The organism is Photobacterium kishitanii (assembly GCF_000613045.3).
Classification (GTDB): domain Bacteria; phylum Pseudomonadota; class Gammaproteobacteria; order Enterobacterales; family Vibrionaceae; genus Photobacterium; species Photobacterium kishitanii.
Map to the genome: position 1 here is coordinate 1329507 of NZ_LN794352.1, position 25250 is coordinate 1354756.

Consider the following 25250-nt stretch of genomic DNA (forward strand, 5'->3'; position numbering starts at 1 on the left):
TTTACCTACTTATTGATGGTTGAAGCTGTAGCGAAAGTGGTTGAATATCAAAACCATTAACTAATGCTGCGAGGTTCGCGTTGGTAATATTTAAATCTGTGGTTATACGAGCTTGCTCGATGTCTAATGTGAGCTCATCAGTTGCTGCTGCAATAACATTATTAAATTGCGCGGTATTGTTTTGATAACCACGTTCTACTGCTTGAGTACGTGCTTTTGCTTGGTTAAGTAGGGTGTTTTTATAGCGTGCTAGACGTTGACGTAAATTATCCTGTTCAACCAGTAGGGCATTTACTTTGGCATTCATTTGATTCAATAGCAGGTCACGTTGAGACTTTGCGGCCCCCACTTGATATTGTGCTGCCGCAACATGATGATCTTGACGATTATCAGTAAACAGCGGTAAATCCATTGTCAGATAAGCACTAACAAGATCGGATGCAGGCTTACCAGACATTGCATTAGCTTGACGAGAGGCATACATGACTTCAATACCAAATTGAGGTTTGTAAGCTTGTTGAGCGATGGCAACTTGGGTTTCATTTGCGGAGATAGTGCCATTGGCTATCTGTATCATCGGATGGTTTTTAAGTAGTTGATAATGCTGCGTTGTAGCGGTTAAACGTGGCATTAATTTATTTAGCTGTTGCCAAGGTAACTGGTTTGATGCTTGGATCATCACTTGGTTTGTTAGCCAATCAGCGCCAAGCCATTCGGATAGTTGTGCCATGATACGGCGTTGTGTTTGTTGGTTAGCCTGTAATTTATCTTCTATTTTTACTAATTGGAGTTTAACTTGCAGGAGATCTTGAGCTTCACCACTACCAATACCGTAGTTAGTGCTAGTGAAGTTAGCCAATTCAGTGATTAGGCGATGGCTACGTTGCAAGGTGCGATAAGTATATTGTTGATAACCAAGCTCTAACCATAATTGGGTTATTTTCGTCGTGATATCCAGTTCACGCACAGCTTGTTGAATACCAATAGCATTAGCTTGAATATTGCCTTTTTGTTGTTGTAAATCAAGGGTATTACCGCGGTCGAATTGCTGCATTAATCCAATAGATAAGGTGGTCATTGGATCTTTGTTAACAGAGAAGCTGTCAGTGGGTAGACCACCAATACCGAGCTTTAGTTTAGGATCGGGTAAGCTATTAGCCCCTAAACTTGTTTCTAGCATGGCATGTTGTTGAGCCTTAATTTGCGCGATATTGGCATCGCTCTTAAGTGCCATTGTGATCAATTGCGCCAATTGTTGTGGCGAGGTTTTTTCAACTGATGCTGTTGTGGGTGCCGCGAAAAGTGCTGACGGCATGATGGCTACTGCGCTGATAGTTAGCGCTAGCATAGAAGTTGTAACGTTCATAACGTAATCCAATCTTCCATAAGCATATAGGCCAATTTTATCAATGAGCTAATGACCATTACTAATGTAATTAAGTAGTAATGGTATAGCTCAGTGATTGAATTGGATAAGGCTTATGGTGATCTTAGATCTGCTGCAAAATAATTAAATACAGATCGTAAGATGCAATTAACCTATCACGAACAATAAAAGTGTCGTGAGTAAAAGTAGATTAAAAGGATTTACGCTATTGGAGGGCGATATAGTGTTGGCGTGGTGGTATTTAAATGGTGTGTTTTTTCTATGGTAATTAACGTACGGGTTGATTGCTGGAAGATACGACTAAACGGGCTGGGCAAAAAGGCAACACCCGTAAAGCATGCGACGGAGCAACATTTGTCGATTCCACCCATTTTATCGCAATGGGTAGTAGATTTTGGTGCTTGATGATGTTGATGAGAAGTCATAGATTCATCATCACAACAATCCATCGTTGATGACATTGTCGTCATCGTATTATTCATACCGAGCATTTTTACTGACCTTAAAGGCGCACTGGCTGCAACACTTGATAACAATAATGCTATAAGTGTAAAGCTTGTAATCCAAATTGTGCGAAGACGTTTGATATACATCTTAAGCCTTTAATTAAATTTAGAGGCTATTATATGCAATTATTGTTATTTGACGTCAAGTATTAATTATTATGTGAAGTCTTATTAGGACATAAAATTACAAATATGATGCATTAATATGTTTAAGAGCTTGCTAAATAGATTTTGTTTGATGAATTATTAACCGTATTTATTAGAAATAGTTTGATAAATTAAGCTGCTGTTTATTCACCCCACTGGTTTTTCTTGCTAATCTGTGACTATTATCGATAGCGTCTATTGTTTTAGCTATTGTTCACTCAGAAGGTAATCTTGTTTGAATCATTTTGTTTGGGATGTTAATCCAATACTAGTGTCATTCTTTGGTTTAAAGATACATTGGTATGGCGTGCTATTTGCGCTCGCTATTACGTTTGGCTTCCAAGTTATGAAGTCAATTTATCAACGTGAAAATAAACCTGTTGAAAGTTTAGATTCATTACTTATGTATGCTGTTGTTGGTATCATTGTTGGTGCTCGATTATTTCATGTAGTGTTCTATGATCCAGATTATTACTGGGCACACCCTGCGAAAATCTTTGCTGTATGGGAAGGTGGATTAGCAAGTCATGGTGGTGGTTTAGGCTTAATCATTGCGGTTTACTACTACAGTAAAAAGTATGCTATTGACCGTATGTGGCTACTCGATCGTTTAGCGATTGCAACTGCACTCTTTGGTTTCTTTGTTCGTTTCGGTAATTTCTTTAACTCGGAAATTTTAGGTACTCCAAGTAGCTTACCATGGGCGGTTGTGTTTGAACGTGTTGATTTAGTGCCACGTCATCCAGTTATGCTTTACGAAGGTTTCTCTTATCTGGCAATATTCTTCTTATTGTTTGCTTTATACCGTAAAACCGATATTGGTAAGTATAAAGGGTTACTGCTTGGTTGGTTCTTAGTATTAGTGATGACAGTAAGATTCTTATTAGAGTTTATTAAAGTACATCAAGCTGATTACTCAACCGATATGGTAATTAATACGGGTCAGTTATTAAGTATCCCATTTATTTTGGTTGGTATTTATTTGGTAATTAAAGGCCAAAGAGAGCGAAGTTTACAGCGAGCTAAAAATAATTAATCAATAATTATAGAGATATAAAAATAAAAAGCCGATCAGATGATCGGCTTTTTTATTTATGCGATGACAGTGGTTTTCGGTGTCGATATTGATCGTAAACGGCGGCGTTGGTTTTGAATTATGATACCAAACGCTAAAATAGCGGGCAGCCATAACCATTCTTTACGCCAGCGTTCAACAGGAACTCGAATATCTACAATTTGTTGGTCAAACTGTAATTGTTCGGTGGCAGCTGGACTTCCAAATGTCACCATATCAATGAGTGTTTTACCTTGGCTTTGGTAGGTTTCAATACCTATTTGTGCGAGTTTTTGTTGACCATTTTCTCCTTTAGGAACCGTAAATAGCACGCTAAACTCTCGATGTTTACCGATAGCATCTTCGCCAGCAATCCGCATTCGAATAACATCACCAGCAGGGAGGTTATCAAGGGTACTCACCAAGTGCGTTGGTGCAATATTCTGATAAGGTTCAACGATTAAATCTTGCCAAAATCCCGGTCGAAATAAAGTAAACGAAATCAATAACAGTGCAATATTTTCATACCATCGATTGCGGGTAATGAACCAGCCTTGGGTTGCCATCGCAAAAATAAGCATTGCAATGGTTGCAATGATAAAAATAATAATTCCATGAGTAGCACTAACATCGATGAGTAGTAAATCAGTGTTGAAGATAAATAAGAATGGTAATGCTGCTGTTCGTAAACTGTAATAAAACGCTGTGATTCCCGTTTTTATTGGATCGCCTTTTGATACTGCCGCTGCAGCAAAGGAAGCTAATCCGACTGGAGGCGTTACGTCAGCCATAATACCAAAATAGAATACGAATAAATGCACTGCTATTAGCGGTACAATTAAGCCATTTTGTTGGCCGAGGGTGACAATTACAGGTGCGAGCAAGCTTGAAACAACAATATAATTAGCCGTTGTCGGTAATCCCATACCAAGAATAAGACTGAGTAATGCAGATAAAATTAGCATTAACATCAGGTTGCCCATTGACAGCATTTCAACTAAATCAGCCAAAATTAAGCCAACGCCAGTTTGAGATACTGCACCGACAATAATACCAGCTGTCGCTGTAGCGATACCTATCCCTATCATATTGCGTGAACCCGCAATTAAAGCTTCAATCAGATCGTTCTTTCCATCACTAAAATTGCCGTAATGATACCCATCTTTACGTAATAAACTCAGTAATGGACGTTGAGTAATAATAATGCCAACCAGCATCACTGATCCCCAAAAAGCAGATAATCCAGGAGATAGACGCTCCACCATTAAGCACCATACTAAGACCACGACTGGCAGAATAAAATGTAATCCTGCTAATAAGACACTGTGTGTTTCGGGTAATGTATCCAGTGGAGCTTCAGGATCATCATTTGGTAGTGGTGGGTGGGTGGCCGCTACTTTGAGTAACCCTATATATACCGCGACTAATAATCCTCCAATTACATACCCAGCATAATTACCGAGTAATGGTTTGATCCACCCTAAGCCATAATAGATAGCTAAAGAAAAGCCGCTAATTAATAAACAGCCAAAGCTAAAACTGGTTAAGCGTACTAGCCACGGTTTGTGGTGCTTAGGCTCAATTGCCACCATGCCTAGTTTTAAGGCTTCTAAGTGAACAATATATAATAGGGTGATGTATGAAATTGCCGCCGGTAAAAACGCATGTTTAATAATATCGATATAAGGAATACCCACATATTCAACCATTAAAAAAGCAGCGGCGCCCATTACTGGAGGCATAATTTGGCCGTTCACCGATGAAGCGACTTCTATCGCACCAGCTTTTTCTTTGCTAAAACCGACTTTACGCATCATAGGAATGGTAAATGTGCCAGTTGTAACGACATTAGCAATTGATGAGCCAGAGATTAAGCCAGTTAACCCTGATGCGACCACCGCGGCTTTTGCCGGTCCTCCTCGAAGATGGCCTAATAAACTAAATGCTAATTGAATAAAATAATGTCCTGCGCCGGCTCGTTCAAGTAAGGCACCAAAAAGTACAAATAGAAATACAAAGCTGGTGGATACACCAAGGGCAATTCCAAATACGCCTTCGGTGGTGATCCATTGATGGTTAGCTAATGATGAAAACTGGACGCCACGGTGAGCAAGTAGCCCCGGCATCCAAGGACCTGCAAAACTATAGCCAATAAAGCCAAGGGCAATGAGAGGCAAGGCTGGACCTAATACGCGTCGAGCAGCTTCGAGAAGTAATGGTAAACCAATACACGCGATGACTAAATCGAATTGGGTTAAGCTTCCTGGACGTTGAGCTAATTCATTGTACATGACAAATAAATACAATGAGGTTGCTGCTGCAATCATACCTAATGCGATATCGCTGTAAGGGACACGATCGGTAGCTGAAGAGTGTCTCGCAGGGAAAACTAAAAAAGCAAGAATAAGAGCAAAAGCTAAATGGATTGCACGAGTCTCGGTGTCATTAAATACCCCAATCCCAATAATAAAAGGTAACGGAGATGCTATCCATAGCTGAAACAGTGACCATGAAATGGCTAAAAATGTAATGATTTTGGCCATCATTCCTGTTGGTAAACGTGCACCAACATCTTTAGCTATTAGATCTTCTGTAGAAAGAGGGGTATCTAGCGTTATATGTTGTTGAGCCATATGTATTCACTTACAGATTGGTACTAATGAAAACAGGAAACGTAATTAAAGTAATAGGATGTTGTGTCTTTTCATTAGTAAAAAAGAGGGCAAGCGAGATAACAATATATCTCGCTTGGCAGTGCGGTTACATCCAACCACGTTCTTTATAGTAACGAATAGCGCCATCGTGCAATGGTGCTGTTAAGCCTGTTTTTATCATGTCAGTTTCTTTTAGATCGGCAAAAGCTGGGTGTAGGCGCTTGAAACGATCAATGTTAGTAAATACTGACTTCACTAATTGATATACCATTTCAGGATCTGTTGCTGCATTGGTAGACAGTACTGCTTTACCGCCAATAGAAACGGTATCATTGGGGTTGCCGCGGTACATACCACCGGGAATAATCGCTTTAGTAAAATAACTTTTTTCTTTTAATAACGCGTCAATTTCAGGACCAACAACAGGAATTAAGCGCGTATCTGTTGTTGTTGATGCCTCTTGAATTGCCCCATTAGGGTGGCCGACAAAATAGCTCATAGCATCAATTTTATTATCGCTCATCGCTGGCGCTTGTTCTGCTGGTTTAAGATCAGATACCAGACTAAACACATCACTGTTCCAGTTTTTGACTGCTAAAATTTGTTCAAAAGTATCACGCTGACCTGAACCTGGGTTACCTAAATTCACCCGTTTGTTTTTAAGATCGTCAAAGGAGTGAATTCCAGAGTCTTCACGAGCAAGGATAGTAAATACCTCACTTTGAAGAGAAAAGACCGCACGAATATCGGACATTTTGCCATGATCTTGAAAAGGGGCTAAGCCGTTAAGGGCTTTAAATTGATGATCCGACTGCATAATACCAAAATTATATTCGTGGCTGCGTAGGCCATTGACGTTAGCAACCCCACCGCCACTGGTTGGGGCATTACATTTTATTTGATGGGTATCTGTGGTGCGATTTACAAATCGACAAATAGATTGTCCAGCAATGTAATAAACGCCCGTTTGGCCACCTGTACCAATAGAAATAAAGTTGTTAGCCGCTGTTGCGAAAGATGAGAAAAATACACCTCCCAGCGCACTAACAATAATAGCGAGTAGTTTCATTTTAAAATCCTTTCAATGATTATTACAGAGTGATAATTGGTGTTACTTTGGTCACGATATAGTTACTGTTGTATTTGTATCAGTAAGTATTTATCTGGTGTTTTTTACGATTTTTAGTTATCAAAATGCGAATAATTGTTCAACCAGTAAACAGTAAGTGTATTTTTTGTTAACCCAAGGTACGGTTAAATCATGAATGTGACAATGAGTAAAAAACTGCTTTTCTTGTTGTGTGAGAAAGCAGTTAATATTGTTAACGAGGGATAAAATGAAAATAAGGCTAATAAGAAAGTAATGAAGGTAGGAATTACAGCGGCTTAAATGAAAAAACCGCCAATAAATGACGGTTTTTAATTATGCTTTATGAAGTCTTAATGAAAAGGGTACCAGAATAGAGTCGTTGATTGATAACGATGCAGAATACCGAGTCCAAGTACGAGCGCGATAATGACTAAAGCTATCACATCATTTTTTGTCATCGGTTTTAAGCTATACCAAGTACGCTTTTTATTACGTCCGAAACCACGTAATGTCATCGCATTAGAAATCACATCTGCACGATCTAAGCTTGAGAATATCAGCGGCCCCAGAATCTTGGCAACATTACGAATACGTGTCATTACTGGTGCTTTCTTTGAAATATCAACCCCACGCGCTTGTTGAGCATGCATAATGTTGGTGAAGTCTTTCATTACCTCAGGTAAATAACGCAAGGTTAAACTTACCGCATAAGCAATACGATAAGGTACACCAAGTTTATTTAAACTGGCTGAAAATTCCGTTGGATGAGTCGTGAAAACAAACACTAACGCAATCGGGAACATACTAAAATATTTAAGGGTGACGGTAAGTAAGTAAAATACCGTTTCAAGAGTAATATTATAGTGGCCAAAAAGATGTACTAATACGGTGGTTGAATGCATGTAGTCAGTGCCTTGCTGAGGGGCAATCAAAAACATAAATAAAGCATTCATGAGTAACACCACCGCGGTACCCACTAATAGTGGTTTATAGACAGCAAATGGAATTTTAGTGGCTTTTAATAGCAATAACCCAACAATGATTAATCCACAAATAACACGCAGATCAAAGGTGAGTAACACCATGGTTACCCACGCCATAAATAACACAAACTTGGTAATACCGTTTAAGGCATGTAGCCAAGAGTTAGTGTTGACATAACTAATGCCAAATTTTAAATTTTTGCTTTTCATGGTTATTTATTTTTTACTTCGTGGGCGATAAAACAGCGAATAAATTGATCAATCTGCTCAATTCCGATTGCTTGAGCGAGTGAATATAAGCTCGTAACGGTTAAGTTGGCTTGATCCAGTAATGCTGGCTGGCTAAAAATATGATTGACCTTATCATCGGTAAGTAAGCGATTATCGGCAATCACAATAGCACGCTGGGTATATTCAAGTACTAAGTGCATATCATGTGAAATAATCACAATCGTAAGTCCTAGCTTTTGATTTAGCTCTTGAATAAAGGCCATCATAGCAGTGTAGTGATGGTAATCTTGGCCTGCAGTTGGTTCATCTAGGATGAGCAAATCAGGTTCAAGGACTAACATTGTCGCAATGGTGACGCGCTTTTTCTGGCCAAAGCTTAAGGCATCGACTGGCCAGTGGTGATAGCGACCCAGACCACAAAGTTTAAGCGTCGCTTCTACTTTTATCTTAATTTGTGCCTCATCCATACCACGGTTACGTAGACCCGATGCAACTTCATCAAAAATCATATGATGTGAGATCATATGATTGGGGTTTTGCATTACGACACCAATATGCTGGCTACGCTCAAAAATAGATTGGTTAGCTAAATCTTTACCATCGAGAGTGATAGTACCGTTATCGGCTTCTAATACACCCATAATCAAACGGGTGATGGTTGATTTACCAGAGCCATTTTTTCCCATAATGGCAACAAACTCACCTTTATGAATATCAAAGCTGACATCATCTAGTGTGTTGCGAATACCATCATAAGAATAGCTAAGGTTGTTAACGCTTAGTAGCACATCGTTTATTGGTTCTACTTGTGGCTGTTTAACTTGATGGAACCAATCTTCGATTTGAGGTTTGAATTTATCAAGCTTAATCGTGGAAAAATAAGCCGGCTTATCTTCAGCAGTGATCGTGCATCCCGCGGCTTTGATTGCGGAAATATATAACGGCTCACGAATACCATGTTGTTGTAATAACGGACTGGCTAACAGCTCATCTGGTGTCATATCTGCAATGATTTCACCACGCTCCATCATAATAATACGATCGATCGGGCGGTGTAATACATCCTCTAAACGGTGTTCAATAAGAATGACCGTTTTATCAGAATCTTTATGCAAATTATCAATGATTTCAATTGCTGCTTTACCTGTTTTAGGATCGAGGCTAGCAAGAGGCTCATCAAATAATAAAATATCAACGTCATCCACCATCACACCAGCGAGGGATACACGTTGTTTTTGGCCGCCACTTAAATCAAAAGGGGAGTGATATAAAATACTGTTTAAATCGACCATATTCGCGGTGGCTTGTACAATTTCACGCATCTTTTGTTGCGGAATCATTTGGTTTTCAAGTGCAAAAGCAATATCTTCGCCGACACTTAATCCTACAAACTGACCATCAGTATCTTGCAATACAGTACCGACCATACTGGTACAGTGATCAAGATCTAAGGTGCGGGTGTTTTTACCATTAATGTATAACTCGCCACTACAATCTCCCTTAATCGCATGAGGAATAAGCCCATTCAGGCATTGGCCTAAGGTCGATTTACCACAACCACTTGGACCAATAATGGCAATTTTTTCGCCTTTATTGATGGTTAGATTAATATTTTTGAGAGTGGGGTTTTCAAGAGCCCAATACTTAAACGAAAAGTTATTAAAGACGATACTCATTATTAATAAGCCTCTTTTAGGTTGAAGCTTTGCTGCTTACGCTTAGCCACCGAAGTCAGAATTAAATGACCGACAAAGGCAATAATAACGGTATTACTTAATGCAATAATAACGAGTTGCACCAGTACCTTAGTAAAAGGTTCGGCATAAAGTACAGCATCAAGGAAAGCAGAGCAGCCATAGCCGACAACGTTGGCAATGAATGCAAGTAGCACAAATAGACTAAAATCAAGTTTAGAAAATAGTCCCATTTCTAAGCGGCCACGAGTGAGAATAGGATAGAGACCAATAATTAAGCCAACAATGCCAGAGCCAAGTTCCCATGTGAACCATACTCCCCAGCCTGCAAAGAGATCAGTCACCCAGTGACCAATAATACCAACCAGAAATCCAACCAATGGGCCGAAGAGAACTGCAAATAAGGCTAATACAGCCATTGCAGGTTTAAGGGTAGTATTGGCAAAAACAGGAATACCGAACATAGGTAAACCACCTATGCCATATAAGGCTGCACCAATTGCAATAACAACAACTGTTTTAGCAGAAAGACTCATAACTTAACCTTGTTAACTCAGCCATCGAGACATTCAGTCATCGATGAAATGCAATAATTGGATATACAAATGCTTATGGTTGTAATCGTCATGTTACAGATTAGACAGGCCATGCCAATTAGCAGAGTGCACTGTGATAGTTGGAACCATCTTCAAGGGCAACTCAGCACTAATAATCCATTATTAAGTAAGAGCGTTATAAGTCTTTTCAGTATGAAAACGTAGTATATAGTAAAATGTAAAACCAAAAGCGGCGCTATGATAACGTAATCTTTCTCGGAAAGGAATGCTTTACATCTAGACGGCTAAAGAATAATCAGCATTAGTTTTTGTTACCAAAATTAGGTTAATAAACTGTTATAGCTTGCTGATTTGGTTATTTTTTATCATGGTATTTTAACCATATAAATATACTCATTTTTTGGGGCTTTATTTTTATTATAAAATAGACAATAATCGAACAACGGTCATTATTTTGCAGTGTGTAAAAAATAGATAACCGTAAACTGTCAAGTCTTAACTTTATGTGAAACTTTGCACTGAGACACAGAATCAGTATGAGGTTAATCTTGAAGTTGAGGTAGAATTATAAGTATTAGTGAGTTAGCTATCCCGCCATAGTGGCAGGGTGCAGAGCCAAATCATTGGAGATACAGCTTGATTAATGTATTCCTTGTAGATGATCACGAACTGGTTCGCACAGGGATCCGACGTCTTCTTGAAGATGTCCGTGGTATAAAAGTGGTAGGGGAAGCCATCAGTGGTGAGGAAGCCGTAAAGTGGTGTCGTAGCAATCATGCAGACATTATTCTTATGGATATGAATATGCCAGGCATCGGCGGTCTTGAAGCTACCCGTAAAATTTTGCGCTTCAACCCGGATGTTAAAATTATTGTATTAACGGTACATACGGAAAATCCGTTTCCAACTAAAGTTATGCAAGCCGGCGCCTCGGGTTATTTAACTAAAGGTGCTGGGCCAGATGAAATGGTTAACGCCATTCGTATGGTTAACAGTGGTCAGCGATATATTTCATCTGAAATTGCTCAACAAATGGCTTTAAGTCAGTTCGCGCCCGATTCAGAAAATCCATTTAAAGAACTGTCAGAGCGTGAATTACAGATCATGATGATGATCACTAAAGGCCAAAAAGTTACCGATATATCAGAACAATTGAGTTTAAGTCCTAAGACTGTGAATAGTTATCGTTATCGTTTATTTAATAAGTTAAATATTAGTGGCGATGTTGAATTAACACATCTAGCGATTCGTCATGGTATGCTTGATACTGAGACCTTGTAGTGTCTGAGCATGTGGATGATGGTACTGTTTTTGATGCCCAAAGTTTTCTCAAAACAGTCACTCACCAACCTGGCGTCTACCGTATGTATGACGCCAGCGGTGATGTAATTTATGTTGGTAAGGCAAAAGATCTTAAAAAACGCTTATCCAGCTATTTCCGTATTAATGTTAGCGGTGAAAAAACGCGCGCGTTAGTTAAAAATATTTGTAAAGTTGATGTGACTGTAACCCATACAGAAACAGAAGCATTAATCCTCGAACACAATTATATTAAGCAGTATTTACCTAAATATAATGTCTTATTACGTGATGATAAGTCTTATCCTTATATTTTGTTAAGTGCTAGTAAACATCCTCGACTATCTATTCATCGCGGTGTAAAGCGTCGTAAAGGTGAATATTTTGGTCCCTATCCTGATGTTTCTGCTGTGCGTGAAAGTTTGCATCTAATGCAAAAAATATTTCCTATCCGTCAATGTGAAGATTCGGTTTATGCTAACCGTAGTCGTCCTTGTTTAATGTATCAAATTGGTCGTTGTTCAGGCCCTTGTGTTGCCGGTCTAGTGTCTGATGAGGATTACCAGCAACAAGTACAATGGGTGCGTTTATTCTTACAAGGTAAAGATCGCCAAGTGATCAACACCATGGTCGAAAAAATGGAGCAGGCCAGTATGGCACTCGATTTTGAACGAGCAGCTGTTTATCGCGATCAGATCCAAGCTTTACGTCGCATTCAAGAACAACAATTTGTTAGTCAAGATAATCAAGACGATTTAGATGTTATTGGTATTGCTCACCAAAATGGAATGGCGTGTATTCATGGTTTATATATTCGTCAGGGTAAAATTTTAGGCAGTCGCAGTTATTTTCCTAAAATGCCAGTAGATGCTTCGCTGACAGAAGTATTATCAAGTTTTGTAACTCAGTTTTATTTTAATCAGGCGGAAGGACGTGTTATTCCGAGTATTATTTTATTGAGTGAGGAACTAGGGGATGATAGTGATGCAATTTTAACTGCACTGTCAGAGTTAGCTGGGCGCAAAATCACGATTAAATACCATCCTCGGGGTACGCGAGCAAAATATCTGAAATTAGCACAAACTAATGCTGCAACGGCGCTAACCAGTAAATTGAATCATCGCATGACGATTCAAGAACGTTTCTTTGCCCTACAACAAGCTTTAAATTTAAAACCTATCTCACGCATGGAATGTTTTGATATTAGTCATACCATGGGCGAAAAAACCGTGGCATCTTGTGTGGTCTTTAATCACGAAGGCCCATTAAAGCAAGAATATCGTCGGTATAATATTAGTGGTATCACTGGTGGCGATGATTATGCTGCAATGGCACAAGTATTGGAGCGCAGATATAGTAAAAACATGGAATTAGATAAAATTCCAGACATAATTTTCATAGATGGGGGTAGAGGTCAGCTCTCAAGAGCGTATGATGTTATAAAATCATATATTGCTGAGTGGCCAAAACGACCAATGTTAGTTGGTGTTGCAAAGGGAACCACGCGAAAACCAGGGCTTGAGACTTTAATTTTCGTGACTGGTGAAGAATTTTCTATGCCAAGTGATTCTCCCGCGTTACATTTAATACAACATATTCGCGATGAAAGTCATAATCATGCGATCAGTGGTCACCGTGCCCAGAGAGCAAAAGTAAGAAAACGTAGTACACTTGAAGATGTCGAGGGAGTTGGACCTAAACGACGTCAGGCTTTATTAAAATACATGGGTGGAATGCAAGAACTGAAAAAAGCAAATAAAGAAGAAATTGCTAAAGTGCCTGGTATCAGTTTAGCTTTAGCGGAAAAAATAGTCGATGCATTGCAACATGGTTAGTCTGTCGCTTTGAAGGTCATCATTGCTACAGTACTTTAATTGGTTGAATTTACAGAAAAGGCACACTCTTTTAGTTTTTTTAGAGTAGTCTAGATTGTATGTTAGGCCCAGATCTTGAACATAAGAATAAAATTATGCGTTTATCAATCCCAAATATTTTAAGTTTTATCCGGCTCATTCTTATCCCATTTTTTGTTATTACCTTTTATTTACCGTATGAATGGTCGGCGTTTGCTACTGCGTTAATCTTTTGGATTGCAGGTGTAACTGATTGGTTTGATGGTTATCTTGCGCGTAAGCTCAACCAAACGACCCGTTTTGGTGCCTTTATTGATCCTGTTGCGGATAAATTAATGGTCGTAACCGCAATGGTGCTAGTGGTTGAACATTATCATACGTTGTGGGTGACAGTACCTGCGATTACTATGATTGGACGTGAAATTATTATTTCAGCACTGCGTGAGTGGATGGCTGAACTAGGTAAACGTGCAAGTGTAGCGGTTTCATGGGTGGGTAAAGTTAAAACAGCCTCTCAAATGTTCGCATTATTATTACTACTATGGCATCCGCATGAATATGTTGTGTGGTTAGGTTATGCATCGCTTTATATTGCAATGGTGTTAACTTACTGGTCAATGGTGCAATATCTTAAAGCCGCTAAAGGTGATTTGTTAAATGCAGATAATCACTAACAAAATCTTGGTTGGTTAACAGATAAAGAAATGGCGAGCTAATTAGCTCGCCATTTTTGTTTCTAGTATTAGATAAATTCGTATTGATTAACCGTAACGTTGCATAGTTTGTTCAATATTGATGATTGAATCTGTTTGTTGATTAAACCAATTCAGTTGTTGTGATAACTGGGTTACGCTACCTATAATAATGAGAGCTGGGCTAGCAGCTTGTTTTGCGAGTGTTTCTATTTGGGCTAATTCTCCCGTTAAAACTCGCTGGTGGGCGGTTGTGCCACGCTCAATAATTGCGATGGGTGTTGTGAGTGACATACCATAAGCACTGAGTTTATGGCGAATCATACTGCTTTGATTTAATCCCATATAAAACACTAACGTATGTTTAGCTCGCGCTAGTGATAACCAATCAATTTGATCTTGGCCTTGTTTTAAATGCCCAGTAATAAATTGTACACTTTGGGCATGATCACGATGGGTTAATGGAATGCCAGCATAGGCGGCACAACCTGATGCTGCGGTGATCCCTGGTACAACTTCAAAAGGAATATTGAATGACAGTAATGCCTCTAATTCCTCACCACCACGACCAAAAATGAACGGGTCACCACCTTTTAGGCGTATTACCTGTTTACCTGCAAGTGCATGCTCAACCAATAAACTATTTATTTGCTGCTGGGGAACACAGTGATTTCCTGCTTCTTTACCGACAAAAATAAGATGGCTATGAGGTGGGAACATTGCAACGATTTCATCAGAGACTAAACGATCATAAACAATGACATCAGCCTGTTGAATCAAACGCATTGCTTTTACTGTTAGCAAGTCAGGATCACCAGGTCCAGCACCTACAAGGATCACTTTACCGATATTTTTTGAAGTAGATAAAGTATATAAGGCGTCTTGTTGTGGCATACATTTGCTCCAAGGCTGTGTCATTATTATCGGTATGATTACACTGTTTGTGGTTGCGGTTGAGTGTCTGTTGATGTCGGTTGAATGATCGGACGTTGTGATTTTGGTGTGGTGAACCAATAACCTAATCCCATAAATACTACGCCAGAGATAGTATTACCGATTGTTACCCAAAGGAGGTTATGACCAATACCTGCAAGGGATAATTCCTCTTTATGTACACCGAACCAAGATAGTGCAAAAATAGTCATGTTCGCGATAGAGTGCTCATAGCCTGAAGCGATGAAGGCTAATAAACACCACCAAATAGCGATGAATTTCGCAGAGCCTTCAACTCGTTGACACATCCAAATGGCTAAACAAACAAGCCAGTTACAAAGAATACCTTTAAACAGTAATACTGAAGCTGGAGCGGTCGTTTTTGCTAGCGCAACATTGTTTAATAGACTGTTACTATCATTTAAAAGGTTACCACCGCCAGCATAGAAGAAAAGTAGCGCAACACCGACAGATCCTAATAAGTTACCCATCCATGTTTGAGGTAAAACACGCATTGTATCTGCAACGGTAATTTGACCCGTTTTTACACCAAAAGTTAAAAACATAGTGTGTCCGGTGTAAAGTTCAGATCCTGCGATAATGACTAATGTTAAGGCGATACCAAATGTGGCTCCCATAACAAGAGGCCTAATACTTGGATCAACCATATTACCTAGCGTAAAAATTAAAATAATGCCTAAGCCGACATAGGCGCCCGCCATCGCTGAACTTAGCCAGAAGCCTAATTTTTCTTTTTGTGCAAATTCAACAATACGAGCAGCATTTGCTGAACATTTTTTGATGGTATCAGTGTACATACGTTTTCCCTGTAATAATTAAAACTGTTTGTCATAGGTTAATGACAGTTTGTCGCCTCAACCTATGGCAAAAGAGTTTGGCAACTTCTGCCAAACTCATTACTGCTCTAATTACAAACTTACTTGTACTTGACCTTGTTGTACTTGGATCTGATAACAAGTGATTTTGATTTCAGGTTGTTCTAAACAATGACCATCAATTAACGAGAAGCGTTGTTTTTTGAGTGGACTTGCGACCCAAAGTTGATCTTGATGTTGACAAATAATTCCACGAGAGAGGACATTTGATTGTGCAAACGGATCTTTATTATTGAGAGCAAAAAGTTGTTCACTATGATCTGGACGGAAAATTGCTACTTGTTGATCGCCAATTAATGCACAAATACCAGTGCCAGGAATTAAATCATCAAGGCTACATACAGTAATCCACTGACTCATGCTTTTTCCTCCAATGAGAGAGTAACGGTTGTTTCTTGTTTATTACTGATTGCTTTTTCATGAATAGTAGCGGGACGATGTTGTTCACGTTCAGACACAAAAATAACGTTGTCATCACGCTTAGTACTATTAATAAAGTGGGCAAAACGTTTTAGCTGCTGCTCATTGCTAAGGGTGGTTTTCCACTCACAGTGGTAACTGGCAATTAGCCTTTCTGCATCCGCTTCAAGTTGTTGGTTAAGGCCTAACTTATCGTTGATAATAACTTCTTTAAGATAATCAACGCCGCCTTCTAAGCTCGTTAGCCAAGTTGAAGTACGTTGTAATTTGTCGGCTGTGCGAATGTAAAACATTAAGTAGCGATCGATGTATTTAATTAAGGTTGCAGTATCAAGATCCGCTGCAAATAAATCAGCATGGCGTGGTTTCATACCGCCATTACCGCCGACATACATATTCCAACCTGCATCGGTAGCAATAATACCTAAATCTTTACCCTGTGCTTCGGCACATTCGCGAGTACAGCCTGAAACGCCGAATTTCATCTTATGTGGGGTGCGAATACCTTTGTAACGGTTTTCAAGCTGGACACCTAAGCCGACGCTATCTTGCACACCAAAACGACACCAAGTACTGCCGACACATGTTTTTGCCATGCGTAGTGCTTTGGCATAGGCTTGGCCAGTCTCAAACCCTGCATCAATCAAACGTTGCCAAATTTGTGGTAAATCATCTTTTTGAGCACCAAAAAGGCCAATACGCTGTGCACCTGTGATCTTGGTATAAAGCTGATAATCATTAGCGATTTGTGCTAAGGCTAATAATCCCGCAGGAGTGACTTCACCGCCAGCCATACGAGGAATGACTGAGTAGGTACCGTCTTTTTGCATATTGCCAAGGAAAATATCATTGGTATCTTGCAATGGTGTATTTTGAGGGGTGAGGGCGTATTCATTCCAACACGAAGCAAGGATTGAACCGATCGTTGGCTTACAAACTTCACAGCCATAGCCTTTACCATATTTGGTAAGCAAAGCCTCAAACGAGGTGATTTCTTCTACGCGAATGAGGTGAAGTAATTCTTGGCGAGAATATTCAAAGTGTTCACAAAGATGATTTTTAACTTCAATACCGGCTTTAGCAAGTTCGCTGTTGAGGACTTGAGTAATCAACGGTACACAACCACCACACCCCGTTCCTGCTTTAGTGACGGCTTTTATCTCTCCAAGTGTTGTATGGCCTTCCGCAACCGCAGCTGCGATCTTGCCTTTGGTTACATCAAAGCATGAACACATTACAGCACTATCAGGTAGTGCATCTGCTCCCATTGCGGGTTTATCTGCACCTGCATGGGCTGGTAAAATTAAGCTATCCGGGTTTTTAGGTAACTCAATATTATTTAATTTAAGTTGCAGTAAATTACCATAGTCAGCGGTATCACCAACTAAGACAGCACCTAAAAGTTGTTTGCCATCTTCTGAAACAATAATACGTTTATAAACATCTTGCTGCTCATTTAGGTATACATAGCTTTTGCTGTTGGGGGTACGACCATTAGCGTCACCAATGCTGCCGACTTTAACACCGAGTAATTTTAATTTAGCGCTCATATCAGCGCCTTCAAAGGTGTGAGATTCGCCAAGTAAATGGCCAACAGCAATTTGAGCCATTTTATAACCAGGAGCGACTAAGCCAAAAAACGTGTCGTTCCATGAGGCACACTCGCCAATAGCGTAAATATCGTTATCAGATGTTTGGCAGTGGTCATTAATCGCAATACCGCCACGATTACCTAATCCTAAACCACAATGGTGGGCAAGCTTATCTTGTGGCCGAATACCAGTAGAAAAAACAATAAAGTCGACTTCAAGGGAGGTACCATCGGCAAATGCTAATGTATTACGGGCATGTTCACCTTTAGCAATAATTTCTTGAGTGTTTTTACCTGTATGAACCACAACCCCAAGTTGTTCGATTTTTTTTCGAAGTTGTGCGCCGCCATGTGGGTCAAGCTGTTCAGCCATAAGTACCGGTGCAAACTCAATCACATGAGTATCAACCCCTAATGCTTTTAGTGCGCCAGCAGCTTCTAACCCGAGTAGACCACCCCCCACGACAACACCACTTTTACTGTGTTTAGCGGTAGCTTCGATGGCTTTAAGATCTTCAATGGTGCGATAAACAAAACAGTCTTTTGATTCATTACCTTTAATGGGTGGAACCCAAGGGTATGAACCCGTTGCTAGGATCAATTTATCGTAATGAACTTCACGACCACTGTTAGAGTAAATGAGTTTTTGATCACGGTTAATTGTAATGGCGCGTTCGCCTAATAAGACATTAATGCCATGTTTTTGATAAAAACCGTGTTTGACGAGTGATAGCTCTTCTGCCGTGTGGTGAGAGAAATAAGATGAGAGATGAACTCTATCATAAGCAACGCGTGGTTCTTCACAAAAGACAGTAACGTCGTATTTATCCATGTCAGCTTTATCGATTAGTTCTTCGATATAGCGGTGACCAACCATACCGTTACCAATAATCGCTATTTTGACTTTGCTCATAAATCCTCTTAACAACATCGTGAATTACGATAATCTTATTGATAGTTAAGTAGAATAAATATGATGCAAATCAAATCCAACTTTAAATAACCCTAAAGGGGTATGCTTTAAAATCAAATAATTAGAGGTAAATATTAACTCTTATTGGTTTGGTCTTATGTATAGTAGGTGGCTTTGTTTTAGAGATTGTATTTTTAGGGGTAATACGGTGGTGGCTTTATTTTTAGTAGGTATAGTGAATAGCAAGATGCAATTTAAGTGGGAATAAAGATAATTATCGGGGTTTAGTATAAAACACCAATTGCAGTTAAGAAGAGATGATAACCTTTAAATTTATCGTGATTATTTTGATGCGAGTGGATTTTGATCAGAAATGGGCTGATTTTTAGGTGGATGTAACGGAAAATGACCACTTAAATAAAAAGTCATAATTTTTCGTTGACTCAGTCCGTAAAATCAGTAAATTACACCACATACCGCAGCGGGTTACTCGCTAAGGTTAGTGAAGAATATAATTCTTTACGATATGGCGCGTTGGCAGAGTGGCTATGCAGCGGATTGCAAATCCGTGTACCTCGGTTCGACTCCGGGACGCGCCTCCATTCTCTTATGAGAATATGCGACACTAGCTCAGCTGGTAGAGCGCAACCTTGCCAAGGTTGAGGTCACGAGTTCGAACCTCGTGTGTCGCTCCAATTTAAGAATATTGATGTTGTCAGTATTCAGCAATACAAGAGGTGACTCAACAATGTTGAGGTCACGCCTGAGTTTATAAGATCGGGAACCTCGTGTGTTGCTCAAAATTAAAAGATACGGCTTAGGCGGTATTTACAGATGGTGTCTTACCCATCGCAAGAAATTGCGTGCCCTGGTGGTGGAATTGGTAGACACAAGGGATTTAAAATCCCTCGGCGTTCGCGCTGTGCCGGTTCAAGTCCGGCCCGGGGCACCATCTATTTAGTTGTTAAGTAATTAACAACAGCCTAGAGAAATCTAGCAACGTTGGCGCGTTGGCAGAGTGGCTATGCAGCGGATTGCAAATCCGTGTACCTCGGTTCGACTCCGGGACGCGCCTCCATTCTCTTATGAGAATATGCGACACTAGCTCAGCTGGTAGAGCGCAACCTTGCCAAGGTTGAGGTCACGAGTTCGAACCTCGTGTGTCGCTCCAATTTAAGAATATTGATGTTGTCAGTATTCAGCAATACAAGAGGTGACTCAACATTGTTGAGGTCACGCCTGAGTTTACAAGATCGGGAACCTCGTGTGTCGCTCCAAATTAAAAGATACGGCTTAGGCGGTATTTACAGATGGTGTCTTACCCATCGCAAGAAATTGCGTGCCCTGGTGGTGGAATTGGTAGACACAAGGGATTTAAAATCCCTCGGCGTTCGCGCTGTGCCGGTTCAAGTCCGGCCCGGGGCACCATCTATTTAGTTGTTAAGTAATTAACAACAGCCTAGAGAAATCTAGCAACGTTGGCGCGTTGGCAGAGTGGCTATGCAGCGGATTGCAAATCCGTGTACCTCGGTTCGACTCCGGGACGCGCCTCCATTCTCTTATGAGAATATGCGACACTAGCTCAGCTGGTAGAGCGCAACCTTGCCAAGGTTGAGGTCACGAGTTCGAACCTCGTGTGTCGCTCCAATTTAAGAATATTGATGTTGTCAGTATTCAGCAATACAAGAGGTGACTCAACAATGTTGAGGTCACGCCTGAGTTTACAAGATCGGGAACCTCGTGTGTTGCTCAAAATTAAAAGATACAGCTTAGGCGGTATTTACAGATGGTGTCTTACCCATCGCAAGAAATTGCGTGCCCTGGTGGTGGAATTGGTAGACACAAGGGATTTAAAATCCCTCGGCGTTCGCGCTGTGCCGGTTCAAGTCCGGCCCGGGGCACCATCTATTTAGTTGTTAAGTAATTAACAACAGCCTAGAGAAATCTAGCAACGTTGGCGCGTTGGCAGAGTGGCTATGCAGCGGATTGCAAATCCGTGTACCTCGGTTCGACTCCGGGACGCGCCTCCATTCTCTTATGAGAATACAAGCCCGAGTGGTGAAATTGGTATACACGACGGATTCAAAATCCGTTTCCTTCGGGAGTGACGGTTCAAGTCCGTCCTCGGGCANCAAATTAAAAGATACGGCTTAGGCGGTATTTACAGATGGTGTCTTACCCATCGCAAGAAATTGCGTGCCCTGGTGGTGGAATTGGTAGACACAAGGGATTTAAAATCCCTCGGCGTTCGCGCTGTGCCGGTTCAAGTCCGGCCCGGGGCACCATCTATTTAGTTGTTAAGTAATTAACAACAGCCTAGAGAAATCTAGCAACATTGGCGCGTTGGCAGAGTGGCTATGCAGCGGATTGCAAATCCGTGTACCTCGGTTCGACTCCGGGACGCGCCTCCATTCTCTTATGAGAATACAAGCCCGAGTGGTGAAATTGGTATACACGACGGATTCAAAATCCGTTTCCTTCGGGAGTGACGGTTCAAGTCCGTCCTCGGGCACCATTTTCAAGAGAAAGCCTCATTCGAAAGAGTGGGGCTTTTTTTGTTTCTATTCATTAGCTTAATCCTGTCTTTTTCTGGTCAACTTCCTGTCCCATTCCGTTAAAATGACTTCGTAAAACGGTTGTTGCTACTCATATTTATGCTAATAATTTATCTGATGGTGATGAGTTGATGGCAGTAATAGTACAGTGAATCGAAGCCTAAATTATCACTGTACTATTACTATTATTTTGATTTCTTTAATCTAACCTTGATAACACTATGCTCTGTTGGTACGCCTAATCGAAAAGGAAAGCCATAATGCCCTGTACCTCGATGGACATATAACTTGGTATCATCAATTCCCCATAAGCCATGATCTGGTGACTTCGAAAATAGACTAATTACCGTCGTTTTTAATCCTAAACTGACTAATCCCATAAGACCACCATGTGTATGACCACTTAAGTATAAATCAATAGGGTGGTTCATTAGAGGTAGATCTGAAAGGTGAGTTGGATCATGCAGCATAGCAATACTTGCGATGATATTCTTTTCATTCGGTAAGCTTTTAATTGCTTTGCTGAGTTTAAGTTTTCTATCTTTAGCGTGAGAATCAAAGCCAATAACTTCAACTGGGCCAAGTTGAGTTTGTACTATCTGCGCTTCATCTATCAACAAAGTAATATTATTGTTAGCCAAGGCTGTCTTTACTATTTCTGGTGCTTCGTAATCATGGTTACCCATACAAGCGAATACTTTGCCGCTATAGTCTTTTAATGGCTGGAGTGATTGCGACAGTATTTGTAGTGAGCTTTTTGACTCCATGGTCAAAAAGTCGCCCGTTAATAAAATAAGATCCGGTTGTTTATTGACTGCGTTTTTACAAATATGTTGAAGACGGGCAACCGACATATATGGGCCTAAATGCGGATCGGTTAACTGGATAATCTGCAGTGTGTCGTTATTATTTGAACTTGGTGGCGCTAACTCTAAGCGACTCAGTTGTGATGGCTGTGCGTTATCATTGAGATCGATAACAATACATTCTTCAGAAATACGGAAATTTTGTAATATACCGATTAAACCAAGTATATAAGGGATATACAAAAAATCAGCACTGTTAAAAAATAGTAGCCATAGTGCCCAAGGAAATGCGATTATTGTTGCACCTAAAAACCATTGTCCAGGCCAATTTATCACAACGCGAACCCAAAAAGGTTGCATCTTTGGTCGAATAAGAAGCAAGGTGTCTATAAATACTAAACTATATAACAACAATATAAGCAAAGGAGGGATGAAACTAACCAAGGTGTCAAATATAGTAACAAAAACTAAACTATAAACCGTTAAAATAACGCCTCTAATGATGGCAAACTCTTTAGAGTGAAATAACCAACTAACAACAACAGTAAACACTAATAAAAATAACGTTATTGTGCCGATATTATCCAAAACAAAATTCAATGAATTAATCCTATAAAGTAAGTATTATCTTAATACAGTATTGCTAGTATTTTAGCTAAATATACCGTTGAGAGTATGCTTTTATGGGCGGTTTTTTACTAAAGGCTGTTCGAATTTGAAAGATTCGATGTTAATTTATTTTGCTTCATAGTCGAACATATAGTATCGTAAATCGACGATAAGCGATTTTGGTGTAAACAAATGAATAATAAATGCTCTGATTCTTCCCGTATTTCTTTTGTAGCAACAGACCAACAATTTAATGATGAACAGATTTTAGCCGCTCAAGCTAAAGCATTATCACACCCAGCTCGTTTGCGCATTCTGCATATTTTGCATACTTTAGACGCAATGGATGGTTGTTTGAACAGTGATTTTGTTTCTGAGTTGGGTTTAGCGCAATCGACTGTTTCTGAACACTTACGTATATTAAAGCAAGCTAATTTCATTACAGCAGAGCCAAACCCTCCTAAAGTGTGTTATCGCATTAATCGTGAAGCGCTCAACAAGTTCAACACTAAATTCTCAGATTTCTTGTCTTAATTTTTAATTAAAGGTTTTGTAAGTAAAATTGGACTAAGCTATGAATATTAATCGTAATTCGACGATTAACGATTAACGGGGTGGAAAGTTACTATGGCGACTGAAGTTTTAAAGCGTTCTAATAATAAAATACGTTTTCTCGACCGTTACTTAACGGTCTGGATCTTTATTGCAATGATCATTGGTGTTGGTATTGGGGCCGTTTTCCCTGAAGTAGCACTATGGAATGAGGCGATGTCTGTTGGTAGTACTAATGTACCCCTTGCGATTGGTTTAATTCTTATGATGTATCCTCCTCTTGCTAAAGTGAATTACAGCTTAATGGGGAGTGTGACCAAAGATAAGCAAGCTCTTACGTTATCTTTGATTATGAATTGGATTATCGGTCCGATCTTAATGTTCACCCTTGCACTCATATTTCTCGGCGATCATCCTGGCTATATGGTCGGTATTATTTTGATTGGTTTGGCTCGTTGTATTGCGATGGTATTAGTCTGGAATGATATTGGTGGCGGAAATAAAGAGTATGGCGCTACATTGGTTGCATTAAACAGTGTATTTCAAATTTTGACTTACAGTATTATGGCGTGGTTGTTTATTACTGTATTGCCACCATTATTTGGTTATCAGGGTTTTGCTATTAATATATCTATTATTGATATCGCAGAAAGTGTGTTGATTTATCTTGGTATTCCTTTTCTTGCTGGTTTTGTTAGCCGTAAGTGGCTTGTCGCTAAGAAAGGTGAGCGTTGGTATAACGAGGTCTTTATTCCTCGTATTTCACCGATAACACTCATTGCGCTACTAGCAACTATTGTGCTGATGTTCAGTCTTAAAGGCGATATGATTTTAGCCTTACCAATGGATGTTTTTCGTGTTGCTGTACCACTCGTTATTTACTTTGTTTTAATGTTTTTTATTAGTTTCTTTGCTGGTAAGAGAATGGGTATTCCTTATGACAAGAATGCCTCTATTGCTTTTACAGCGACAGGGAACAATTTCGAGTTAGCGATTGCGGTATCTATCTCAGTGTTTGGATTGAATTCAGATCAAGCATTTGCGGGTGTAATAGGTCCTTTGGTTGAAGTGCCTGTGTTAATTGCTTTAGTGAATGTTGCGCTGAAAATGAAACAAAAATACTACCCGTAAGTCTTTAAAATAAAGGGTATATTGAAATAATGTAGAGAGAAGAATCAGTGGGTTTATTGATGGATTTTATAATTTGTGTTGCAGATAAAATGTAATCCCGTATAACCCTATCTTCTCTCTTACTTTATTTATAATAAACCGAACATTAGGACTGCAAGTATGACAAATCATGTCGTAACAACTTATACCCGATCTATATTTGATGACGATATTGAAGATGGTTCTATTGAAGACTTTTCTGACGAATCATCATTTGTAACGGATGTGCCTTTCGAGCGGGCAGACATGTTAGCAATGTTGATAGAAGAGGGGGTAGATCTTGCTGAAGGACAGTATCATTCGATGGGAGATAGTGACAAACTCGTCGGGTATCGTGCGACTATCGATGACAAAGATCCTAATACCATTCGTTTTAATTTGGTACATATTATCGATAAAGAGTCTCGTAATTTAAAGGCTTATGATATTGAAGTAAAAGTAGAGCCTGAGAGTAATAAACTTTATGTATCAATTATTCCATATCTGCCGTTTTTTACTACCATCCTTGATATGTATAGTGGGGAAGAAGCCCAAGCTATAGATGAATCGATACAACAAACAATAGACAGCTTAGCACAAGGCTGGCTGTTTAAGCGGTTGATAGATAATACTGAAATTTAGCCGTTAGTTTTGATGGTATAAGGTGGTGTTAGGCACA

At 39.8% G+C, this 25250-nt stretch carries 19 protein-coding genes and 14 tRNA genes; 21 read left to right on the forward strand and 12 right to left on the reverse strand.

The window, feature by feature from the left end:
* Position 1: 1 nt before the first annotated feature.
* Positions 2–1348, reverse strand: coding sequence for a TolC family protein (locus PPBDW_RS06320; RefSeq protein WP_243423018.1), 1347 nt, complete (start codon positions 1346–1348; stop codon positions 2–4).
* Between the two features lie 239 nt (positions 1349–1587).
* Positions 1588–1980: a hypothetical protein gene (locus PPBDW_RS06325; protein WP_036794156.1), complete on the reverse strand. Its 393-nt coding sequence runs from the start codon at positions 1978–1980 to the stop codon at positions 1588–1590.
* A gap of 295 nt (positions 1981–2275) precedes the next feature.
* Between PPBDW_RS06325 and lgt the strand changes: the two genes are divergently transcribed.
* On the forward strand, positions 2276–3076 hold the full coding sequence (gene lgt, locus PPBDW_RS06330) for a prolipoprotein diacylglyceryl transferase (RefSeq protein ID WP_036794157.1): 801 nt from the start codon (positions 2276–2278) through the stop codon (positions 3074–3076).
* Positions 3077–3132: 56 nt separating this feature from the next.
* Here lgt and PPBDW_RS06335 read toward each other — a convergent pair whose 3' ends face one another.
* The 5 genes from PPBDW_RS06335 to PPBDW_RS06355 all read right to left on the reverse strand — a co-directional run bounded on the left by PPBDW_RS06335 (position 3133) and on the right by PPBDW_RS06355 (position 10282).
* Entirely contained in the window at positions 3133–5727 is a 2595-nt protein-coding gene (locus PPBDW_RS06335; RefSeq protein WP_036794159.1) for a TRAP transporter permease, read from the reverse strand.
* Between the two features lie 127 nt (positions 5728–5854).
* Positions 5855–6817: a TAXI family TRAP transporter solute-binding subunit gene (locus PPBDW_RS06340; protein WP_036794160.1), complete on the reverse strand. Its 963-nt coding sequence runs from the start codon at positions 6815–6817 to the stop codon at positions 5855–5857.
* 371 nt (positions 6818–7188) lie between these two features.
* The gene (locus PPBDW_RS06345; RefSeq protein ID WP_036794162.1) at positions 7189–8031 is read right to left on the reverse strand and encodes an energy-coupling factor transporter transmembrane component T family protein; all 843 of its coding nucleotides are present in this window, start codon (positions 8029–8031) and stop codon (positions 7189–7191) included.
* Positions 8032–8033: 2 nt separating this feature from the next.
* A complete protein-coding gene (locus PPBDW_RS06350) occupies positions 8034–9728 on the reverse strand; it encodes an ABC transporter ATP-binding protein (RefSeq protein WP_036794164.1) in 1695 nt (564 codons plus the stop codon).
* A gap of 2 nt (positions 9729–9730) precedes the next feature.
* Entirely contained in the window at positions 9731–10282 is a 552-nt protein-coding gene (locus PPBDW_RS06355; protein ID WP_036794166.1) for an ECF-type riboflavin transporter substrate-binding protein, read from the reverse strand.
* A gap of 657 nt (positions 10283–10939) precedes the next feature.
* Between PPBDW_RS06355 and uvrY the strand changes: the two genes are divergently transcribed.
* The 3 genes from uvrY to pgsA all read left to right on the forward strand — a co-directional run bounded on the left by uvrY (position 10940) and on the right by pgsA (position 14129).
* A complete protein-coding gene (uvrY, locus tag PPBDW_RS06360) occupies positions 10940–11584 on the forward strand; it encodes a UvrY/SirA/GacA family response regulator transcription factor (RefSeq protein WP_036794168.1) in 645 nt (214 codons plus the stop codon).
* On the forward strand, positions 11584–13437 hold the full coding sequence (uvrC, locus tag PPBDW_RS06365; protein WP_156312881.1) for an excinuclease ABC subunit UvrC: 1854 nt from the start codon (positions 11584–11586) through the stop codon (positions 13435–13437). The genes uvrY and uvrC overlap by 1 nt, the downstream gene beginning before the upstream one ends.
* 134 nt (positions 13438–13571) lie before the next feature.
* On the forward strand, positions 13572–14129 hold the full coding sequence (pgsA, locus tag PPBDW_RS06370) for a CDP-diacylglycerol--glycerol-3-phosphate 3-phosphatidyltransferase (protein ID WP_036796322.1): 558 nt from the start codon (positions 13572–13574) through the stop codon (positions 14127–14129).
* Between the two features lie 87 nt (positions 14130–14216).
* On the opposite strand, the gene cobA is transcribed toward pgsA, so the two are convergent.
* The 4 genes from cobA to nirB form a co-directional block, all read right to left on the reverse strand.
* Positions 14217–15041: a uroporphyrinogen-III C-methyltransferase gene (gene cobA / locus PPBDW_RS06375; RefSeq protein ID WP_036794170.1), complete on the reverse strand. Its 825-nt coding sequence runs from the start codon at positions 15039–15041 to the stop codon at positions 14217–14219.
* Positions 15042–15079: 38 nt separating this feature from the next.
* Complete coding sequence (nirC, locus tag PPBDW_RS06380) at positions 15080–15898, reverse strand: nitrite transporter NirC (RefSeq protein ID WP_036794172.1); 819 nt, start codon at positions 15896–15898, stop codon at positions 15080–15082.
* Between the two features lie 111 nt (positions 15899–16009).
* Positions 16010–16336, reverse strand: coding sequence for a nitrite reductase small subunit NirD (gene nirD / locus PPBDW_RS06385; protein WP_036794174.1), 327 nt, complete (start codon positions 16334–16336; stop codon positions 16010–16012).
* Positions 16333–18900 carry a nitrite reductase large subunit NirB gene (gene nirB, locus PPBDW_RS06390; RefSeq protein ID WP_036794175.1) on the reverse strand — a complete coding sequence of 856 codons (2568 nt, stop codon included), beginning with the start codon at positions 18898–18900 and terminating at the stop codon, positions 16333–16335. Before nirB ends, nirD begins: the two co-directional genes overlap by 4 nt.
* A gap of 528 nt (positions 18901–19428) precedes the next feature.
* Between nirB and PPBDW_RS06395 the strand changes: the two genes are divergently transcribed.
* The 14 genes from PPBDW_RS06395 (at position 19429) to PPBDW_RS06460 (ending at position 21415) form a co-directional block, all read left to right on the forward strand.
* Positions 19429–19502, forward strand: a tRNA-Cys gene (locus PPBDW_RS06395).
* Between the two features lie 17 nt (positions 19503–19519).
* Positions 19520–19595: transfer RNA gene (locus PPBDW_RS06400), tRNA-Gly, on the forward strand.
* A 170-nt stretch (positions 19596–19765) separates the two neighbouring features.
* Positions 19766–19852: transfer RNA gene (locus tag PPBDW_RS06405), tRNA-Leu, on the forward strand.
* A 52-nt stretch (positions 19853–19904) separates the two neighbouring features.
* Positions 19905–19978, forward strand: a tRNA-Cys gene (locus tag PPBDW_RS06410).
* A gap of 17 nt (positions 19979–19995) precedes the next feature.
* Positions 19996–20071, forward strand: a tRNA-Gly gene (locus tag PPBDW_RS06415).
* 170 nt (positions 20072–20241) lie between these two features.
* Positions 20242–20328 (forward strand) — tRNA-Leu (locus PPBDW_RS06420).
* Between the two features lie 52 nt (positions 20329–20380).
* Positions 20381–20454 (forward strand) — tRNA-Cys (locus tag PPBDW_RS06425).
* A gap of 17 nt (positions 20455–20471) precedes the next feature.
* A tRNA-Gly gene (locus PPBDW_RS06430) sits at positions 20472–20547 on the forward strand.
* Between the two features lie 170 nt (positions 20548–20717).
* Positions 20718–20804 (forward strand) — tRNA-Leu (locus PPBDW_RS06435).
* Positions 20805–20856: 52 nt separating this feature from the next.
* Positions 20857–20930: transfer RNA gene (locus tag PPBDW_RS06440), tRNA-Cys, on the forward strand.
* Positions 20931–20949: 19 nt separating this feature from the next.
* A tRNA-Leu gene (locus PPBDW_RS06445) sits at positions 20950–21031 on the forward strand.
* A 67-nt stretch (positions 21032–21098) separates the two neighbouring features.
* Positions 21099–21185 (forward strand) — tRNA-Leu (locus PPBDW_RS06450).
* A 52-nt stretch (positions 21186–21237) separates the two neighbouring features.
* Positions 21238–21311 (forward strand) — tRNA-Cys (locus tag PPBDW_RS06455).
* Between the two features lie 19 nt (positions 21312–21330).
* Positions 21331–21415 (forward strand) — tRNA-Leu (locus PPBDW_RS06460).
* A gap of 225 nt (positions 21416–21640) precedes the next feature.
* On the opposite strand, the gene PPBDW_RS06465 is transcribed toward PPBDW_RS06460, so the two are convergent.
* Positions 21641–22597: a metallophosphoesterase gene (locus PPBDW_RS06465; protein ID WP_181950641.1), complete on the reverse strand. Its 957-nt coding sequence runs from the start codon at positions 22595–22597 to the stop codon at positions 21641–21643.
* Between the two features lie 465 nt (positions 22598–23062).
* Between PPBDW_RS06465 and PPBDW_RS06470 the strand changes: the two genes are divergently transcribed.
* From PPBDW_RS06470 to PPBDW_RS06480, 3 genes are all read left to right on the forward strand, one after another.
* Positions 23063–23404, forward strand: coding sequence for an ArsR/SmtB family transcription factor (locus PPBDW_RS06470; RefSeq protein WP_036794179.1), 342 nt, complete (start codon positions 23063–23065; stop codon positions 23402–23404).
* A gap of 93 nt (positions 23405–23497) precedes the next feature.
* Complete coding sequence (gene arsB, locus PPBDW_RS06475; RefSeq protein WP_036794180.1) at positions 23498–24553, forward strand: ACR3 family arsenite efflux transporter; 1056 nt, start codon at positions 23498–23500, stop codon at positions 24551–24553.
* Positions 24554–24712: 159 nt separating this feature from the next.
* Positions 24713–25213, forward strand: a complete 501-nt coding sequence (locus tag PPBDW_RS06480) for a hypothetical protein (RefSeq protein ID WP_036794182.1) — start codon at positions 24713–24715, stop codon at positions 25211–25213.
* Positions 25214–25250: the final 37 nt, after the last annotated feature.

Coding starts and splice junctions, on each gene's coding strand:
- PPBDW_RS06320 (WP_243423018.1), bottom strand. CDS start 1,348: ATGCTAGCGCTAACTATCAGCGCAGTAGCCATCATGCCGTCAGCACTT.
- PPBDW_RS06325 (WP_036794156.1), bottom strand. CDS start 1,980: ATGTATATCAAACGTCTTCGCACAATTTGGATTACAAGCTTTACACTT.
- PPBDW_RS06335 (WP_036794159.1), bottom strand. CDS start 5,727: ATGGCTCAACAACATATAACGCTAGATACCCCTCTTTCTACAGAAGAT.
- PPBDW_RS06340 (WP_036794160.1), bottom strand. CDS start 6,817: ATGAAACTACTCGCTATTATTGTTAGTGCGCTGGGAGGTGTATTTTTC.
- PPBDW_RS06345 (WP_036794162.1), bottom strand. CDS start 8,031: ATGAAAAGCAAAAATTTAAAATTTGGCATTAGTTATGTCAACACTAAC.
- PPBDW_RS06350 (WP_036794164.1), bottom strand. CDS start 9,728: ATGAGTATCGTCTTTAATAACTTTTCGTTTAAGTATTGGGCTCTTGAA.
- PPBDW_RS06355 (WP_036794166.1), bottom strand. CDS start 10,282: ATGAGTCTTTCTGCTAAAACAGTTGTTGTTATTGCAATTGGTGCAGCC.
- pgsA (WP_036796322.1), top strand. CDS start 13,572: ATGCGTTTATCAATCCCAAATATTTTAAGTTTTATCCGGCTCATTCTT.
- cobA (WP_036794170.1), bottom strand. CDS start 15,041: ATGCCACAACAAGACGCCTTATATACTTTATCTACTTCAAAAAATATC.
- nirC (WP_036794172.1), bottom strand. CDS start 15,898: ATGTACACTGATACCATCAAAAAATGTTCAGCAAATGCTGCTCGTATT.
- nirD (WP_036794174.1), bottom strand. CDS start 16,336: ATGAGTCAGTGGATTACTGTATGTAGCCTTGATGATTTAATTCCTGGC.
- nirB (WP_036794175.1), bottom strand. CDS start 18,900: ATGAGCAAAGTCAAAATAGCGATTATTGGTAACGGTATGGTTGGTCAC.
- PPBDW_RS06470 (WP_036794179.1), top strand. CDS start 23,063: ATGAATAATAAATGCTCTGATTCTTCCCGTATTTCTTTTGTAGCAACA.
- arsB (WP_036794180.1), top strand. CDS start 23,498: ATGGCGACTGAAGTTTTAAAGCGTTCTAATAATAAAATACGTTTTCTC.
- PPBDW_RS06480 (WP_036794182.1), top strand. CDS start 24,713: ATGACAAATCATGTCGTAACAACTTATACCCGATCTATATTTGATGAC.